The sequence below is a fragment of the Pseudomonas sp. LBUM1655 genome, assembly GCF_059716085.1.
In genome coordinates, this window is sequence record NZ_CP166801.1 from 4,019,314 (window position 1) to 4,038,158 (window position 18,845).

9 protein-coding genes are annotated in these 18,845 nt (G+C 61.8%); 2 read left to right on the forward strand and 7 right to left on the reverse strand.

Annotated features, from left to right (window positions below):
• Positions 1-33 precede the first annotated feature (33 nt).
• From hemB to ACA074_RS17935, 3 genes are all read right to left on the reverse strand, one after another.
• A complete protein-coding gene (hemB, locus tag ACA074_RS17925) occupies positions 34-1,008 on the reverse strand; it encodes a porphobilinogen synthase (protein ID WP_187677617.1) in 975 nt (324 codons plus the stop codon).
• Positions 1,009-1,155: 147 nt separating this feature from the next.
• Positions 1,156-1,998 carry a PhzF family phenazine biosynthesis protein gene (locus ACA074_RS17930; RefSeq protein WP_497677512.1) on the reverse strand — a complete coding sequence of 281 codons (843 nt, stop codon included), beginning with the start codon at positions 1,996-1,998 and terminating at the stop codon, positions 1,156-1,158.
• Positions 1,999-2,008: 10 nt separating this feature from the next.
• A complete protein-coding gene (locus ACA074_RS17935) occupies positions 2,009-2,707 on the reverse strand; it encodes a glutathione binding-like protein (RefSeq protein ID WP_187677615.1) in 699 nt (232 codons plus the stop codon).
• A 313-nt stretch (positions 2,708-3,020) separates the two neighbouring features.
• Between ACA074_RS17935 and ACA074_RS17940 the strand changes: the two genes are divergently transcribed.
• On the forward strand, positions 3,021-3,695 hold the full coding sequence (locus ACA074_RS17940) for a histidine phosphatase family protein (protein WP_187677614.1): 675 nt from the start codon (positions 3,021-3,023) through the stop codon (positions 3,693-3,695).
• Between the two features lie 135 nt (positions 3,696-3,830).
• Here the strand turns inward: ACA074_RS17940 and mnmH are convergent, their stop codons facing one another.
• Both mnmH and selD read right to left on the reverse strand, forming a co-directional pair.
• Positions 3,831-4,934, reverse strand: a complete 1,104-nt coding sequence (gene mnmH, locus ACA074_RS17945; RefSeq protein WP_497677513.1) for a tRNA 2-selenouridine(34) synthase MnmH — start codon at positions 4,932-4,934, stop codon at positions 3,831-3,833.
• A complete protein-coding gene (gene selD, locus ACA074_RS17950; protein ID WP_497614832.1) occupies positions 4,934-5,968 on the reverse strand; it encodes a selenide, water dikinase SelD in 1,035 nt (344 codons plus the stop codon). Before selD ends, mnmH begins: the two co-directional genes overlap by 1 nt.
• Before the next feature lie 507 nt (positions 5,969-6,475).
• Between selD and ACA074_RS17955 the strand changes: the two genes are divergently transcribed.
• Positions 6,476-6,715, forward strand: coding sequence for a DUF6124 family protein (locus ACA074_RS17955; protein WP_401268411.1), 240 nt, complete (start codon positions 6,476-6,478; stop codon positions 6,713-6,715).
• 73 nt (positions 6,716-6,788) lie between these two features.
• Here ACA074_RS17955 and ACA074_RS17960 read toward each other — a convergent pair whose 3' ends face one another.
• Together ACA074_RS17960 and ACA074_RS17965 are read right to left on the reverse strand one after the other, a co-directional pair.
• The gene (locus ACA074_RS17960; protein ID WP_497657519.1) at positions 6,789-7,760 is read right to left on the reverse strand and encodes an IS110 family RNA-guided transposase; all 972 of its coding nucleotides are present in this window, start codon (positions 7,758-7,760) and stop codon (positions 6,789-6,791) included.
• Positions 7,761-8,079: 319 nt separating this feature from the next.
• Positions 8,080-18,603, reverse strand: a complete 10,524-nt coding sequence (locus ACA074_RS17965) for an autotransporter-associated beta strand repeat-containing protein (protein WP_497677514.1) — start codon at positions 18,601-18,603, stop codon at positions 8,080-8,082.
• Positions 18,604-18,845: the final 242 nt, after the last annotated feature.

Genomic DNA, 18,845 nt, shown 5'->3' on the forward strand with positions numbered 1-18,845 from the left:
ACACCAAAAAACCCTGTAGGAGTGCAGTGCTGTTTAGATCCCGGCCAGTGCCAGATCCATCGCAAAGTAAGTGAAGATCAGATCCGCACCCGCGCGCTTGATTGCGCCTAGGCTCTCACGCACCACACGATCCTCATCAATCGCCCCGGCTTGTGCGCCGAACTTGATCATCGCGTACTCGCCGCTGACCTGATACGCCGCCAGCGGCAGGTTCGAGGCTTCGCGGATGTCGCGGATGATGTCCAGATACGCGCCGGCCGGTTTGACCATCAGCGCATCGGCGCCTTCCTGTTCGTCCAGCAGCGATTCGCGCAGGGCTTCGCGGCGGTTCATCGGGTTCATCTGGTAGCTTTTGCGGTCGCCCTTGAGCGCGCTGCCACCGGCCTCGCGGAACGGGCCGTAAAGTGCGGAGGCGAATTTGGTCGAGTAGGCCATGATCGGAATCTGGGTGAAACCGGCGGCATCGAGTGCCTGGCGAATCGCACGCACCTGACCGTCCATCGCCGCCGACGGTGCAATCACATCTGCGCCCGCCCGCGCCGCTGCCACGGCTTGTTTGCCAAGGTTGACCAAGGTCTGGTCGTTGTCGACTTCATGGTTGTGCATCACGCCGCAGTGGCCGTGATCGGTGTATTCGCAGAAGCAGGTGTCGGACATCACGATCATTTCCGGCACGGCATCCTTGGCGATGCGCGACATGCGCGAGACCAGACCGTTTTCGCGCCAGGTATCGCTGCCGTTGCTGTCCAGATGGTGGGACACGCCGAAGGTCATCACCGATTTGACGCCGGCACGGGCGTAGCGCTCGATCTCGCTGGCCAGTTTGCGCTCGGGAATGCGCATCACCCCGGGCATGCTCTTGATCGGCACGAAGTCATCGATTTCTTCCTCGACGAAAATCGGCAGCACCAGATCGTTCAGGCTGAATTCGGTTTCCTGGAACAGACTGCGCAGGCTCGCATTGCGGCGCAGACGGCGGGGACGTGCTTCGGGGAACTGACTGGACATGGGGCCTTCCTGAAACCTGCAGATGAGACGAAAGTCGTAGGGGGCGAAGCTTATGCCTTGCGGGGGTTGAGGTACAAACCTGGATCAATCAAGAGTGCATTACCGGGGGTGCAATAATCATCGGGGTTACGCTGGCGCGTCTTGCCTTCAGAGAGTCAACTGTCCGTCAATGCAGGTCACCACAGCACCGCCAACCCAGATTTCGTCGCCAAGCCGATTAACCCGAATCCGCCCCGCTCGGCCCATGCTCAAACCCTGACTGACGGTGTAGGAATCTGGTGCCAGCCCTTCGCCGAGTAACCATTGAGCCATCCCGGCATTCAGACTTCCGGTGGCCGGATCCTCGGGCATACCATCCCCGGAAATAAACGCGCGCACCTCAAACTGTGCCTCATCACCCTCGCGCTCAGGATCCCACGGAGCGATGACGCCAACCGCCAGACCAAGCATTTGCGCATGATCCGGTTGCAGGTTCAGCACCTGCTGCCGATCGCTGAGCATCACGGCCAGCCATCCCGCGCCGTTGTCCACCCACTGCGCACGAACAATGGCGTCGCTGGCAAGGCCAAAACCTCGCTGCACTCGCGCCATAATCTCGGACTCAACCGGTCCCGTCCTTATAAGTGGCGGTGCGAGAAACGCGAGCTCCTTGCCCTCGCGCCGAATCCGCACCAACCCGACGCCGCACTCCTGAATGATCTCGTCGCCTTTTGGCGTGCCCCCCGCCTCGAGCCAGGCATGGCAGCTACCGAGCGTTGGATGACCGGCAAACGGCAATTCGTTCAACGTGGTGAAAATCCGCACCCGATAATCGGCGCGAGGATCCCGCGGTTCAAGAATGAACGTGGTTTCGCTCAAATTGGTCCATGCGGCAAACGCAGCCATGCGTTCATCGCTCAGGGAGTCGGCGCCAAATACCACCGCCAGCGGATTGCCTTTGAGCGCTATCTGGCTGAAAACGTCGACTTGCTTGAAATCGAATGAACGCATACACAGGCCTTTATTGAGGAATAGTCAAACCACGCACCACCGCCGGCCGCGCCAGGAAGCGTTCCAGCACGCGGGTGACATTCGGGAAATTGCTGATGCCGACCAAGTCACCGGCCTCGTAGAAGCCAATCAAATTGCGCACCCACGGAAACGTGGCGATGTCGGCGATGGTGTAGCGCTCGCCCATGATCCAGTCGCGCCCTTCAAGGCGAGTGTCGAGCACCTTGAGCAGGCGCTTGCTTTCGTCGACGTAGCGATCACGCGGACGCTTGTCTTCGTAGTCCTTGCCGGCAAATTTGTTGAAGAAACCGAGTTGGCCGAACATCGGGCCGATACCACCCATCTGGAACATCAGCCACTGAATGGTTTCGTAGCGCAGCGCGCCTTCCTGAGCGAGCAATTGGCCGCTCTTGTCAGCCAGATAAATCAGGATCGCGCCGGATTCGAACAGCGGCAACGGTTGGTCTTCAGGGCCGTGGGGGTCGAGGATGGCCGGGATCTTGTTGTTCGGATTCAGCGACAGGAACGCCGGGGACAACTGGTCATTAGTGTCGAAACCGACGCGGTGCGGCTCGTACGGCAGGCCGATCTCTTCGAGCATGATCGAGACTTTGACGCCATTGGGGGTCGGCAAAGAGTAGAGCTGAATCCAGTCTGGGTACTGCGCGGGCCACTTTTGGGTGATCGGGAACGCGGACAGATCGGTCATGGGAAGCATCCAGTCACAAATGAAAGGCCTGAGCATAATCCAGGATCATCCGCTCTAGCTCGGGTTCTTTTCCCGGACGGCCACCTGCTTACTTAATTTCGCAACATCCTGTCGCTAACCTGCGAACAAGCCATTGAGGGTTGCCGATAGAGTGCTGCGCACTTTTGCCGATCGAACCAAACGGCCTCAGAGGACTCTGAGTTATGCCTTTCGCAAGGGAAGCGCAAACGACATGGAAAACACCCGGTGCTGGGAGCCCGCGGTGTAAAGGTTTGTCAGCCTTAACCGAACACGCTGAAGAATTCTTAATTTCATGACGAACCTTATGAGTTTCGCCAAACGCTTCAAACATCGCGCTTATGTGGCCCTGCCCTCCCTGTTGGCGGTCAGCGCGCTGTTTCTGTCGCTGGAATCCAGCGAAAGCCGTGCGCAGCCGGTCGACGGCACGCAGACTCTGGTGTTTCTGCGTCACGCTGAAAAACCTGAGGGCGGTCTCGGCCAGCTCAACTGCCAGGGCCTGAACCGTGCCATCGACCTGTCGACGCTGCTGCCGGAGAAATTCGGCAAGGCTGACTACGTGTTCGCCGCCAATCCGACGCGCAATGTCGAGGAAGGCGAGCTGGACAATTCCTACAGCTACATTCGTCCGCTGATGACCATCAGCCCGGCCGCGATCAAGCTCGGCCTGCCGGTAAACATCGAGTTCTCGGCCAACGACACCAGCGATCTGGCGCGTGAGCTGCTTGATGACAAGTATCACAACTCGACGATCTACACCGCCTGGTCACACGGCTATCTGCCGGAGCTGATCAACAAGGTGGCAGGCAACGCGGTCGGCGAAAAGCAGAGCATCACCGATGACTGGGCGGGCAACGACTTTGACTCGCTGTATGTGCTGACCCTGACCTGGCACAACGGCAAGGCCAGTCTGCAGAGCCATAGCTACAAGCAGGGGTTGGATAATGGCAAGGAATCCTGCCCGACCTGAGTTGTGCGGTGTCTGTGCCTGCCCTTTCGCGAGCAGGCTCGCTCCCACAGGGGCTGACGAAGGCACCTGATTCGTGTCCACCGAAAACCCAATGTGGGAGCGAGCCTGCTCGCGAAGGGGCCGGTAAAATCAGCCTCAATTTTTCAGACTGACCCGCTCGCGCAAATACTCGATAACCGCCCCGCGCTCACCCGCAAACTCGATGCGCCCGCCCTTCTTCTCCCGCTGAAACACATACATCGGGTCGTAATACTCGCGCAGCAACACTTCGATCCAGTCCCGGAACAGCTCGACTGACCCGCTGCGTGCCTGCTCGGACAGCGCCTCTTCCATCTGCAAAAACATTCGCTGATGGCGCTCGCCACCCAGGCGTCGCTGAATGTTGTGCAGACTGGAAATCAGCCGCTCGGCATACAGCGCAAAGCCCTGCTCGCCATGCACCGCGACGAACTCGGCGTGCAGGTCAATCACATAATCCTGGAGGATGCGCTCGACGCGGTTTTCGATGCTGTCTTCCAGCCAGACCAGCGGTGCCGCTTGCATGCCTTTGTACAGCGGCAATGGCAAGGCGCAACTGCCGACCACTCGACTTTCGTCCTCCAGGACAAATTGACTGATCCCGCCCGCACGCTTCTTCAGCACATCGACGGCCAACCGGTTTTCGAAATCGATGTTGGTCGGTTGCCCGATGGCCCGTTTGCCGAAACTCGACCCCCGGTGATTGGCATGGCCTTCCAGATCCAGACTGTTGCTCAACTGCACCAGCACTTCGGTTTTGCCGGTCCCGGTCATGCCGCCCAGTAGTACCAATTCACACTCGGCCACCGCCTGATCGACGGTCTCCAGCAGAAAAGTACGCATAGCCTTGTAACCGCCACCGACACGCGGGTAATCGATACCGCCCTCTTCCTTGATCCATTGCTGGACGATCTGCGAACGCAGGCCGCCGCGGAAGCAGTACAGGTAGCCATCGGGATTGGCCCGGGCGAACTCGACCCAGCCTTGAATGCGCTGCTCCCTGACCTCGTTGGACACCAACCGCTCACCTAAGGCAATCGCGGCTTGCTGCCCGTGTTCCTTGTAACAAGTGCCAACCAGTTCGCGCTCACGGTCATTCATCAGCGGCAAGTTGACCACGCCGGGAAACGCGCCGTGGGCGAATTCAATCGGCGCACGGGCATCCATCATCGGCCGGTCGTTGAGGAAGATGTCGCGGTAATCAGTGCAGTCGCGGAACATCAAATCACCTCGACTGCGTTCGTCTGTCGCTCAACCAGTTCACCGATTGGCGCAAGGTTCAGGCCCAGTTCGGCGGCGACGGCGAGGAACTCGTCATTGCCTTCAGGCGTGACGGCGATGAGCAGGCCGCCGCTGGTTTGCGGGTCGCACAGTACGCGTTTGTGCAACTCCTGCACGCGCCCAACCTTGCTTGCGTAACTGTCGAAATTGCGCAACGTACCGCCGGGCACACAGCCCTGATCGAGGTAATACTCGACGCTGTCCAGACGCGGCACGAGGTCATAGCGGATGCGCGCGGTCAGTTGGCTGCCATCGGCCATTTCCACCAGATGCCCGAGCAGTCCGAAACCGGTGACGTCGGTCATCGCGGTGACGCCGGCCAGTTTGCCGAAGCGGCTGCCGGGTTTGTTCAACGTGCACATCCAGTCGCGAGCCACGCCAACGTCGCTGTGGCGCAACTTGCCCTTCTTCTCGGCGGTGGTGAGGATGCCGATGCCCAGCGGTTTGGTCAGGTACAGCAAGCAACCAGCGGTGGCGGTGTCGTTACGCTTCATGTGGCGTTTTTCGACGAGACCGGTCACGGCCAGGCCGAAGATCGGCTCCGGTGCATCGATCGAGTGCCCGCCGGCCAGCGGAATACCTGCGGCGTCGCACACCGCACGCCCACCACGAATCACTTCCCGCGCCACTTCCGGGGCCAGCACATTGACCGGCCAGCCGAGGATCGCAATCGCCATCAACGGATCGCCGCCCATGGCGTAGATGTCGCTGATCGCGTTGGTCGCGGCGATACGGCCGAAGTCGAACGGGTCATCGACAATCGGCATGAAAAAATCAGTGGTCGACACAACGCCGCGCTCGGCATCGATCTCATACACCGCCGCGTCATCGCGCGAGGCATTGCCGACCCACAGCTTCGGATCAAGGTTCTGCGCGCCGCTGCCGGCCAGAATCACTTCCAGCACCTGCGGAGAAATCTTGCAGCCACAACCGGCGCCGTGGCTGTATTGGGTCAGACGAATCGGCTCACTCATCAGGAGGGTCTCTGGCAGGGAATGGGGCGGATTCTAGCAGAGAGCGGAACTTGCAATTTGTCTGGTGACTGTCAAGGCGCCTACGCGAGCAGTCAATGAACACTTCACTGCAAAAGCGCAGAAAGTGCCCTGATGAAAAATCATCTGCCACTGTTAGACGGTTCCTACACCGATTTCACTGGTTACATGTTTGGGCTACGGCGGGTTGCGTCTTTGCCTACAACAACGCCAGAATCGCCCGGCTTGTGTGCCTTGCGGGCTGTGCCTATTGTTTCTCGGTCGCTGAAATACAGCGGTCGGGCTTGGCGGCCCGGAAAGGTGTTGCAGGTTCTGTCATGAAAGTTTCAGGCGCTTATGGGTGCCGGACTCACTTTATGGCGGGTTGCACATGGATTCCTTCGGGGATGCCGATTCACCTTTCTCGGTCCGCCAACCCTGTGCAACCTGCCACCCAATCTGCTTGGCGGCAGATGGGGTCAGTCCATCGATTTGAAAGGTGATTTCACAATGGTCAAAGTTACTCCGGATCCCCCCAGCACCATGTTCATGGTCGCGCCCAACATCGACACCGAATCCCTACTCGCCAACGCCTGCGAATCATTGGCCTCTGCCAACGTGATGCTGGCCGAATTTGCCGCCGTGCTGAACGGCCAAAATCGAAACACCGTGCTGGGCATCGCCCAGATCGTCATGCTCGGTGAACTTGCAGTCAATCGGGCCTTGGACAATATCGATCCGCAACAATAAAGATCAAAAGATCGCAGCCTGCGACAGCACCTACAGGAAAACGCGAATTCCCGTGTAGATACCGTCTTGCCCCTCATCGGGCAAGGGCAATTTTCGGGTCAAATGGCTGGCCCGATTTAAGAACGGCGTAGACAAAATGTAGGAGTTTGCGCATCGCTGCACAGATGATTTGCTTGGGGGCCTTGCCGTTGGCCTTCAAGCGGTCCTTCATGGCGATGATTGCCTTGTTGTGCTTCAGTGCAACCAACCCAGGCATGTATAGACCCGCCCGAACGCGAGCCGATCCGATTCTCGAAATCACTGTTCTGCCTTTGAACTTTCCCGAGTCCTGCAGCTTTGGGTTCAACCCGGCGGCAGCGACCAGCTTGCGAGGGTCGTCATATTTACGCAGGTCGCCCAACTCGGCCAGCAGCCGCTCAAGGGTTTTCTGGCCGATACCGTCGATGGTCACGATCAAGTCGCGCATTTGGCGCATGTCTGGATCATCGTCGATGTGTTTTTTGATTGCTTTGTGAGTTTCAACGATCTCTTTCTCGATGTGACGCAGCACAGAGTTGATCGAGTCTTTGACCTTTTCGTCGGACACATCCAGGCGATTGAGCTCCATTTGCTCCATTTCCTGAAGGTCATCCAAGCGACGTACCATCGCCTTTAGCTGACGATATTTCAGCGGCTCTGGAGCCCAAAGCTGAAGCTTTTCAGCCTTTTCCCGAGCAAAGTCAGCGATCAATTTGGCGTCGCTTTTGTCGGTTTTGATCCGGCGCAGCTCGCTGTCAGCGTAAGCGTGGGTCGTAGCCGGATTGACGACGCAGACCCGGTAACCCTTGTTGTAGACGAACTCGGCAAGTTCCAGGTGATAAACGCTGGTGGCTTCCATCACGATCAGAGCTGTAGGCTCGACCTGCTTGTTCAGCCAGGCGTCAAACTCTTTGAAACCTTTTGAGTCGTTAGCCAGTTTGGCCTTGGTTTTGTGCTTGCCGTTTGGCAGGTGAGTGGCAATATCAAAGGTATTTTTAGCGACATCGACGCCGACGAAATTGGACATGACCGTTTCTCCATTAATCCGTTTTCGATCATCACTGCACTCTGTCCAACCTTGCGAATGCGGGCTCTCGCCAGAGACGGGCCCAAGATACCGTTCGAACTATACGAGTGAGTGTGGAGGGCTGGAGCACGATCTACATCACAGGCAAAAAGCCTAAGGAGCTGCACGGCTTCCAAGTCCCTCCCTCGATGATCAGTCGAGAACTATCGCTCCTGACGGAGCGATAGTCGAGATACAAGGAGCTGCCGCAGGCTGCGATCTTTTGCTTTAACCAAAAAAAACCGCCCTTTCGGGCGGCTAAAAGTGCTTCGACCCTAAATCAGAAGCCAAGGCTGAAGCTGACGGTCATCGCGTGATCGTTGTTGTCGTTCGACAGTTGTCCCGAGTAGCCGATCCCGAGTTTGCCGGTCGGGCTGATCTGGAAGTCCACACCCGCTTCGACGATGGCACTGTCCTTGGCAATCGGTACGCCCTGAGTGCTGAACGAGGCGCCGCCGTCGATGAAGGTCAGATCCGCGTCAGGCTTGGTGTCGCCGAAGGCATGCCGCCAGCCGACGGCCGCGCGCGGGGTGAATTGCCCGCCGTTGGCCAGGGTGATGACTTTGCCGGCGCGCAAGCCGAGGGTGGAGAAGGTGATGTCTTGATCGGCATCAGCCTTCAGGCGCCCTGCTCCGCCTTTTTCCTTGGCCTTGTCGGTGTCGTAGTTGACGTAAGCCAGACCGGCGAACGGCTCCAGCGCAATACCGGCGGCGTCGATGGTGTAACCGACTTCGCCGAACACTTGGGCGCTGCGTGCGTCGTAGTTGGCCTTCAAGCGGTCGTTGTAGGTGCCGACGCTGACGTCGCGTTTGGTCTCGATGTCGTGCCAGCTATAAGCCGCGCCGAGGCGCACGGCCAGTGCGTCGAACTGCGAGTTGAGGTACGCCGCCAGGTGATAGCTCTCGACCGTGGCATCCGAACGACGATCATGCGCATCGAGGTCGCTGCGGGTGTAACCGGCGGCCATGCCCACGCGCCACTGGTCATCGAGCTGCTTGTCGGTGCCGAGCATGAAGCCGCTGAGGTTGCGATCAAGCTTGGCGCTGTTGCTGTCGCCATCCGATTCACCCCAGGCGCCGAGTGCGCGCGCCCAGCCGACCATTTCGCCGTGGCAACCGTTGCTGCTCAGTTGGTTGTCGCTTGGCGCCAGGGCGCGGCGTGGATCATCCGCCGCGCTGCACGAAGGCTGGCGCATGCGATCGTTGACGGCCTCCCGCACGTAGCGCGAATCCTCAAGGATTGCGCTGGCGGTGCTGGCGTGGATTTCGCCGGACAGACTGTCGAAGGCATTGCGTGCACCGGCCACGCTGAGGTTGACGATTTCGTTCTGCAACGCAGCCCCCGCCGCACCGTTACGCGACAACGCTGACGCGGTGTTGCGCTGGTTGCCCGTGGCCGCCACGTCGGCGAACGAGTTGCCGTTGCGGCTGACCGCCAGGGTCACCGAATCGGCACCGTAGACCAGCGAGCTGTTTAGGAAAGCGTATTGCGGCAAATCGGCACTGCTGAAGGTGCCGGTGACACCGCCGCCCGCCGTGATCAGCGAATACACGGTGTTGCCGGTGAACGGTGCGAGCGAGTTCACCTGCAAGCCGCCGCCAAGCGCCGCCGTACCGCCGACTGCCAGCGGTGTAGCGGTTGGCGAACTGATGGTCAGCGCCAACACACCGGTTGGAGCATTGGTCAGGTTACCGGCGACGCTCAGGGTTCCCGCCTCGCCACCTGAAGCCACCAGACCGTTGTTGACGATTGAACCGACGCTGCCGTTACCGCTCAGGGCCGCGCCGCTGGCCACAGTGACTTGCCCGCCCAACGAGGCGCGTGCGGCACGACTACCCACCTGCAGCACGCCTTGATCGACCGAAACGGTGCCGCTGAACGGATTATCACCAGTCAACAGCAAGGTACCGGTCCCGCGTTTGAGCATCGTACCAAGTCCGCGCAGCGACCCGTTGAATTGACCGTTGAAGTTCTGCACGAACAACAGCGAAGCGTTGTTGAGAATGTTGCCTTGCAGGCTGGTGGTGTTGCCGACCAGCGTACCGCCACTGACGGTGGTGCCACCGCTGTAAGTGTTGGCACCGCTCAGTACCAAGGTGCCGGAATCCAGTTTCTCGATACCGCCCGTGCCCACCAGCGGTGTGGAGATTTCCGCGCTGCCGCCAGCATTGACCCGCACTGGCGCGAGGCTGCCGTCGGCACCGTTGACCGGAGTCAGCGTGCCGCCAGCTCCAGGCACAAGGCTGTAACCGTTGGCGAGGAATTGCAGGCCGGTGAAGTTCTGATTGCCCTGGACGGTGACCGTACCGCCCTGCCCACCAAACACCGCGAACTGACCGTTGGACGCCAACGCCTGGGTGCCGGTCGGATCGGTCCAGTTGGTGTCCGGCCCCCACACACCGCTGCCGCCCCCGATGCTGCCATCAGGATTGGTGGTGCCGCCGTTCCAGAACTGCACCTCCCCCGGTGTGCCTTGCACCAGCAGATTTACCTGATTGGCGATGGCGGTTTGCAGGGTCAAGTTGGCCGCCGAGACCGGCAGGCTGCCATAGACCAGACCGTTGTTGGTCAGGCTGCCGCCGTAACTGAACAGTTGATAGACCCCGGTACCGAAGCCGCCGGCATTGCTGATGTTCAGCGTGCCGTCGAGGGTCAGGTTGCCAGCGACGTTGACCACTGTTGTAGAGCTGGTGGCCGAACCGAGGCTGAAGTCCAGGTCGGTGCCCGAGGACAACGCCAGCGAGCCCACTGACAACGGCGTCGCCGTGCCGCCACCGGCCAGGGTTGCGCCGTCGGCCAGTTGCAGCGCCCCGCCGAGTTGCCCGCCACCGCCGATACTCGCACCGCTGGCGACGTTGACATTGGCGCTGTCGAGCACGCCGTTGATGGTCAATGCGCCGGCCTGCACCGAGGTGTTGCCGGTGAAGGTGTTGTTGCCGGTGAGGAGCAATTCGCCGCTGCCGGTTTTGTTCAGCGTACCGGTGCCGGTGAGGTTGCCGGTGTAGCTACCGTCAGCATTCTGCTCGAAGGTCAGCGCCGCGTTGTTGACGATCGCACCTTGCAGGCTGCTGGTGTCGCCGCGAGTAATGCCGCCGTTCAGCGTAGTACCACCGCTGTAGGTGTTGGCGCCGCTGAGCACGAGGTCACCTGCGCCGTTTTTCACCAGACTGCCAGTGCCGGTCACAGCGCCCAGCAGCGTGGTGTTCTGGGTGCCGGCCAGGGTCAGTTGCGCGCCGAGGTTGATGGCGTTGGCCAGTTGCAGCGCCGAGGTGCTGTCGAGGCTGCCGTTGCCGAGCACACTCAGTGCGCCGCTGCTGATCGCGCTGTTGTTGCCGAGGATCAGCGTGCCGGCGTTGAGCTGAGTGCCACCGCTGTAAGTGTTGCTGCCGTTGAGGGTCAGGCTCGAGGCGCCAGTCTTGATCAGACTGCCGCTGCCGCTGACCACACCGCCGAGGGTCAAGGCGTTGGAGCCAGCGACGTTCAAGCCACCGTTGAGCACTACATCGTTGGCGAGGCTGACGCTGGTGTTGCTGTCCAGCGCGGTGCCGTTGGCCGCCGTCAACACGCCAGTGCCGAGGGCTGCGTTGTTGCCGACCACGATCTTGCCGCCGTTGAGCGCAGTGCCGCCGGTGTAACCGTTGGCGGCGTTGAGCACCAACGTGCCGGTGTCGTATTTGCCGAGGGTGCCGGTGCCGTTGAGCGCCACGCCGATGGTCGCGGTGGCGTTCGGGTCGACCCGCACCGAAGCGTTGCCGAGTGAACCATTGACCAGATTCAGCGAACCCGCCGTGCCGTTTTGCAGGCTGTAGCCATCGGTGACGAACTGCATGCCAGTGATGGTTTGCGCACCGTTGACGGTCACAGTGCCCGCCGCGCCCTGGAACACCGCGAAGTTGTTGGTCCAGGCCTGATTGGTGGTGCCGTTGACGTCGGTCCAGTCGGTGATGCCAGTTCCCCAGGTGCCGCTGCCGCCATCGACCGAACCGTTGGCGATCAGCTGATTGCCGTCCCAGAACTGCACGGTGACGCCCGGTGCGGTAACCAGCAGATTGATCTGATTGGCCAGCGCGGTTTGCAGGGTCAGATCGCCCGGGGTGACGCTGCCCGGCACGGTGCCGATGAGCATGCCGTTGTCGGTCAGTCCGCCGGTGTAGTTGATCAGGCGATAGACGCCGCTGCCGAAACCGCCGATGTCGCTGACGTTGAGAGTGCCGTCGAGGGTCAGGTTGCCGCCGACGTTGACCAGCGCATTACCGCCACCGGACACCGGCGTACCGAGGCCGACGTCGAAGTTGGAGTTGCCGTTGAACACCAGCGAATCCACCGACAAGGTGCTGCCGGTAACGCCAGCCAGATGACCGCCATCGGCCACCGTCACTGCACCGGTCAACGCGCCGCTGCCGCCGAGGGTGCCGCCGCTGTTGACCAGCACATTACCACTGGCCAGCGAACCGTTGACCTGCAAGGTGCCGGCGTTGACGTTGGTGTCACCGGTCAGGTCGCTGATGCCGCTCAGGGTCAGAGTACCGGTGCCAAGTTTGGTCAAGCCGCCGTCACCGCTGAGAACGCCTGCAAACGTGCTGCTGACGTTGTTGCCACCGAGGCTCAGCGTGTTGCCGGTGCCGATCAGCGCGGTGCCGTTGCCAGTGAGGCTGGCGAGACTGCCGGAAGCGCCGAGGTTGAGCGCCGCGCCACCGCCGAGATTGACCGTGGCGTTATTGCCCAGCGCCGTGCCACTGAGGGTAGTCAGGCTGCCAGACAACACATCGAAGGTGCCGCTAAAGGTGTTGTTGCCAGACAGCGTCACATCGGCCAGACCGTTTTTAGTCAGCGTGCCCGCCCCGGCGATCACACCGCCAAGGGTCAGGTTGTTGTTGCCGGCCAGGCTCAAATTGGCATTGACGTTGAAGCTGTTGGCGAGCACCAGCGGTCCGGAGGTGTCGAGGGTCGATGCACCCGCCACGGTCAGTGCGCCGGCACCCAGCGAAGCGCCAGTGCCGAGGGTCACTGTGCCGGCATTCAGCGTGGTGCCACCGCTGAAGGTGTTGATGCCGTTGAGGGTCAGGTTCGACGCGCCATTCTTGATCAGCCCGCCAGCGCCGCTGACGACTCCCGCAAGGGTCAGGTTGTTGCTGCCGGTGTTGCTCAGGTTGGCGTTGAGCACCACGTTGTTGCCCAGGCTCAGCGCACTGTTGCTGTCCAGCGCCGAGGCGCCGGCCACCGTCAAGTTGCCCAGACCCAACGCCGAATTGCTGCCGGCGGTCAGGGTGCCAGCGTTCAGGTTGATGCCGCCGAGGAAGTTGTTATTGCCGCTCAGGGTCAGGTTGGCCGCGCCGTTTTTGGTCAGGCTGCCGGCGCCGTTGATAGTCCCGGCAAGGGTCAGATTCGCCGTGCCGCCGATGCCGAGATTGCCGGCCAGGTTGACCGCGTTGTTTACCGAAACTGCGGTGGCGGCATCCAGCGTGGTGCCACCCGCCGCGTTCAAGGTGCCCGAACCCAGCGCCGCGTTCGACGCCAGAATCAGTCCGCCCGCGTTCAGCGCCACTGGCCCAAGGAAGGCATTGTTGCCGCCGAGGGTCAGATTGGCCGCGCCGTTTTTGATCAGACCGCCCGTGCCGCCGATCACGCCGTTGAGGGTCAGCGCATTGCTGCCGACCACGGTCAGGTTGCCGTTGAGCGTTGCGGCGTTGCCGAGGGTCACTGCTGCGTTGCTGTCCAGTTGCGAACCGGCATTAGCGGTCAGCGTGCCGCTGCCCAACGCCGTGTTGCTGCCGACGATAATCTTGCCACCGTCCAGTTGCGTGCCGCCGCTGTAGGTGTTGGCGCCGTTGAGCACCAGGGTGCCCGTGTCGAGTTTGTTGAGAATGCCGCTGCCATCGATGTTCACGCCAATGGTGGCGGTCACGCCCGGATCGACCCGCACCGCCGTGGTCCCGCCAGTGCCATTGACGGCGGTTAACTGACCCGCCGTGCCGTTGACCAGGCTGTAACCATCGGTGAGGAACTGCATGCCAGTGACCAACTGCGTGCCGTTAACTGTCACCGTACCCGCCGTGCCCTGGAACACCGCGAAGTCGCCGGCCCAAGGCTGATTGACCAGCCCGTTGGCGTCGGTCCAGTTGGTGCCGACCGCATTCCAGATGCCGCTGCCGCCATCGACGACACCGTTGGCAATGGTCTGGCTGCCGTCCCAGTAACGAATATTGGTGTTGGGCGCCGACACTTGAATGTTGATCTGATTGGCCACCCCGGTCTGTACCACCAGATCGCCGAGCGCGTAACCGACCGGCACACCGGCAACGTCCAGACCCAGATTGGTCAGCGCACCGGTGTAGTTGAACAGGCGATACACACCGACACCAAAACCGCCGGCGTCGGTGACGTTGAGATTGCCGTCGAGGGTGAGGTTGCCACCGATGTTCATCAGCGAGGCGGTCGAGGGTGTGCCCAGCGCCACATCGACGTCGCTGCCGGCAGCGAGGGTCAGCGCACTTGCCGACAAGGTGTTGCCCGACGAAAGCGCCAGATGCCCGCCATTGTTGATGTTCACCGTGCCAAGCGCCGAGCCGGTACCGCTCAGAGTGCCGCCGGTATTGACGTTGACCTGCGCACTGGCCAGCGAACCGCTGAGATCCACGGTGCCGCCATTGATGGCGGTGTTGCCGGTAATGCCGTTGATCCCGGTGAGGTTCAACGTGCCCGTGCCGACCTTGATCAGGCCGCCGCTGCCGCTGAGGCCGCCGTCGAAGGTGCTAGTGACGTTGCCGCCGCCGACGGTCAGCGTGTTGCTGCCGGTGAGCTGCACATTGCCGCTGCCGGTCAGCGCGCCAAGGCTGGCGTCGCTGCCCAGATTCAGGCCGGCGCCAGCGCTGATATTCACGCCTGAGGTGCTGCCCAGTGCATTGGTGTTCAACGTTGTGACGCTGCCGGACACGATGTTCAGTGCGCCGGTGAAGGTGTTGTTGCCCGCCAGCGTCAGGTCAGACAGACCGTTTTTGGTCAGGCTGCCGGCGCCGTCGATGATGCCGTTGAGGCTCAGGTCATTGTTGCCCGCGACGGTCAGACCGGCGTTCAACGTGATCGCATTGCCGATGCCGAAGGAAGCGCTGTTATCCAGCGTCGCCGCGCCACCGACGATCAACGCGCCGCTGCCCAAGCCGTTGGCATTGCCAAGGGTCAGGGTGCCGCCGTTGAGGGTGGTGCCGCCGCTGAAGGTGTTGTTGCCGTTGAGGGTCAGATTGGCCGCGCCGTTCTTGATCAGCTCGCCAGTGCCGCTGGTGACGCCGCCGAGGATCAGGTTCTGCGTGCCGCCGACGGTCAGTGCGGCATTGAGGGCGACTGCGTTGTTCAGCGAAACCAGCGGCGAATTGCTGTCCAGCGTTGCGGCGCCGCCCACGGTCAAGGCACCACTGCCCAGCGCCGAACTGTTGCCGACAGTCAGGGTGCCGGCGTTCAGGGTCGTGCCGCCGAGGAAGTTGTTCGCCGCGTTGAGGATCAGATTGGCCGCGCCGTTTTTCACCAGACTGCCGGCGCCGCTGACCAGACCGGTCAGGGTCAGATCGGCCGTGCCGCCGACATTCAAGGCACCGGCCAGGGCCACTGCATTGTTCAGGCTGACGGCGGTGTTGGCGTCCAGCGTCGTGCCTGCCGCCGCGTTCAATGTGCCCGAGCCCAGCGCGGTGTTGCTGCCGACAATCAGCTTGCCGGTGTTCAGTGCGGTGTTGCCGAAATAGGTGTTAGCGCCGTTGAGGGTCAGGTCGGCGGCGCCATTCTTGACCAGTCCGCCGATACCGGCGACCACGCCGCCAAGGGTCAACGCATTGGTGCCGCCCAGGGTCAGGGTGCCGCCGAGGTTGACGTTGTTGGCCAGTGTCGCTGCGGTGTTGGCATCCAGTGTGGTGCCGTTCGACGCGTTGACGCTGCCCGTGCCCAGCGCAGTGTTGGAACCGACGATCAGTGTGCCGGCGTTCAGCGCCGTGGTGCCAGTGTAGGTATTGGCGCCGTTGAGGGTCAGGCTCGACGCGCCGGTCTTGATCAAACCGTTGCCGCCACTGATCACGCCACCGAGGGTCAGCGCGTTGGCGCCGCCGGCGGTGAGGTTGGCGTTGAGGGTGATCGCGTTGTTCAGCGTCACCGCCGAACTGCTGTTGAGGGTCCCTGCCCCGGCCACGGTCAGTGCGCCCGTGCCGAGTGCCGCGCCGTTGCCGACGGTCAGGCTACCGGCGTTCAACGTGGTGCCGCCGGTGAAGGTGTTGGCGCCGCTGAGGTTCAGGTTGGCCGCGCCATTCTTGAGCAATTGGCCGGCACCGTTGATCACACCGGCAAGGGTCAGGCCGCTGCTGCCACCGATGGTCAGGGCGCTGTTGAGGTTGACGTTGTTGTTCAGATTAACGGCGGTGTTGCTGTCCAGCGTTGCCGTATCGGTGACCGACAAGGCGCCAGTGCCCAATGCCGCATCATTACCGACGGTGAGCGTACCGGCCGTCAGCGTCGTGCCGCCGGTAAAGGTGTTGGCGCCGTTGAGAATCAGGCTCGTGAACCCGCGTTTGGTCACTCCGCCACTGCCGCTGACGACACCACCAAGGGTCAGGTTGGCACTGCCGCCTATGTCCAGATTGCCGCCGAGGCTGACAGCGTTGGTCAACGCTACTGCTGTGCTGGCGTCGAGGGTAGTGCCCGCCGCCGTGGTGAGTGCGCCAGTCCCCAGCGCGGTGTTGGAGCCGACGATCAGCGTTCCGGCATTGAGCGCGGTGCCACCGGTGAAGGTGTTGTTGCCGCTGAGCGTCAGGTTCGCCGTGCCATTCTTGATCAGGTTGCCGGCGCCACTGATGACGCCGCTCAGGCCCAGCGCCTGCGTGCCGCCGATGGTCAGATCCGCCGCCAGCGCGATGGCGTTGGCCAGGGTCACGGCAGCGGTCGCGTCCAGCGTAGTGCCGGCCGCCGCGTTCAGCGCACCGGTACCGAGCGCGGTGTTGCTGCCGACAAACAGGCTGCCGGCATTCAGCGCGGTATTGCCGCTGTTGGTGTTGTTACCGGTCAGGGTCAGGCTGGCGGTACCGGATTTGGTGATGCCGCCGGTGCCGGACAACACGCCGCCCAGGCTCAGCGCATTGCTGCCGAGCACGTTGAGGGCGCCGGTCATCGCGATGTTATTGGCCAGGGTCACGTTGGCGGTGCTGTCGAGACTGGTGCCAGCAGCGGTGGTCAAAGCGCCGCTGCCCAGCGAATCATTATTGGTCACCAGCAAGCTGCCGGCGCTCAGCGTGGTAGTGCCGGTATAACCGGTGTTGGCGCCGCTGAGGGTCAGGCTGCCGGTGCCGGTTTTGGTCAGGCCGCTACCGCCGCTGATCAAGCCACCGAGGGTCAGTGCTCCCGTGCCGCCAGCCGTCAATGTGCCGCCGAGGCTGATGGCGTTGGCCAGGCTGATGGTGCCCGGTGCACTCAGCGTCGTCGCGCCGGTCACGTTGAGGGTGCCGGTACTGAACGCCTGATTGTTGCTGACCTGCACCGTGCCGCCATTGAGCGTGGTGTTACCCAGATAGGTGTTGGCGGCGCTGAGGTTAAGTTGGCTGGAGCCGGTTTTGGTCAGGCCACCGCTGCCGGAAATCACCCCGCTCAATGTGGTGGCGTTGGTGCCTTGCACCGTCACACCCCCGGCACCGAGGGAAATCAGATTACTGATGTTCAACCCGGCGTTGCTCGCCTGCAGAATCCCGCCGTTAGAGGTCAACACACCGCTGCCGAAGGTGGCGTTGTTGTTGAATTGGGCGATACCACCGTTAAGCGTGGTCGCACCGCTGACCAACGGCCCCTGCAAGGTCCAGGTGCCGCTGTTGATGGTCAGGTTGTTGAAGTTGACATAAGTGGCGCTGGACGCAGTGCCGACACCCGTGGTGCCGCCGCCGACGCCAATCGGATTCTGCAGGATCAGGCTGTTGGTGCCGCCCGCGCCACCGTCGACCGTGCCAGTCGGGGCGAAGGTCAGGTTGATGCCGATCAGCCCACCCAACCCCACACTGACCTGTACGCCGTCACCCACGTTGACGCTGGAGCCGGTCACCGCCGTGAAGGTGTTGGTACTGCTCGCGCCCATCGAAACGCCGCCGGTAATCGTGCCGGCGTTGGTAAAGGTGTTGCCCGCCGCCGACGTCTCGAAGGCGATCCGGCCGTTGATGACGCCGGTGCTGCTGTTGGTCATGTTGACCTGCGAGCCGCCGTAGACCCCGACCACCGGGGTATCGGCCAACGTAATGCCGCCGACCGAGAGTCCGGTCGAGGTGATGGTGCCGTTGTTGGTGATGCTGGTGGTGCCGGCCGCCGCGTTGTTCACCGCAATGCCCAAGCCGTCGATGCTGGTCAGATTCAGCCCGAGCAACATGCCCGTCCCGCGGATGATCCCGCTGGCGTTGTTGAGCACGCTGACTGTACTCGTCGCGCCGGTACCGATAAACGCACCGCCGCTCAGTACGGAGACCAGGCCAAGCAACGCCGGGTCGATGGTGCCGGAGTTGTTCAGGCTGATGTTGACCCCGGTCAAGTCCATCACGTGGCCGCCGAGGGTCGCGTTCATCTGCGCCCCGCTGTTGACGTTGACCGTCAGGCCGTTGGTGGCGCTGTTGAAGTTGTTGAGAAACAGCGGCAGGCTCGGCACGCCGGTACAGGTCACGGTCGAGCCGGCCGTGGAGCACGTGGCCAGCGCCGGGGTGCTCACGCCACCAAACAACAGTCCGGCGACGCTCAGGTGCACAGCAAGGGAAAGAGGGGAAAAACGCGAGACGAGGGCGACACCAAACCTTGCTTCCACGGGCTACTCCTTGTCGTGGTCAATTCTTCCTTGAAGGCGTGCGAAGCCTGCTTATTCCACACGCGAATCAAGAGCGCGACGGTCATCAGAAAACCGTTGATTGCTCACAACGCTAGTAGACGCCCAGACATGGGGCACGGATTAAATGGTGTTAATACTTTAATACTAGCCGCTCTAGGACGAGGGTTTCGGCCAATACACACGGAGATTTGAACGCACAACATCGCCCTTGTTGGAGCTGC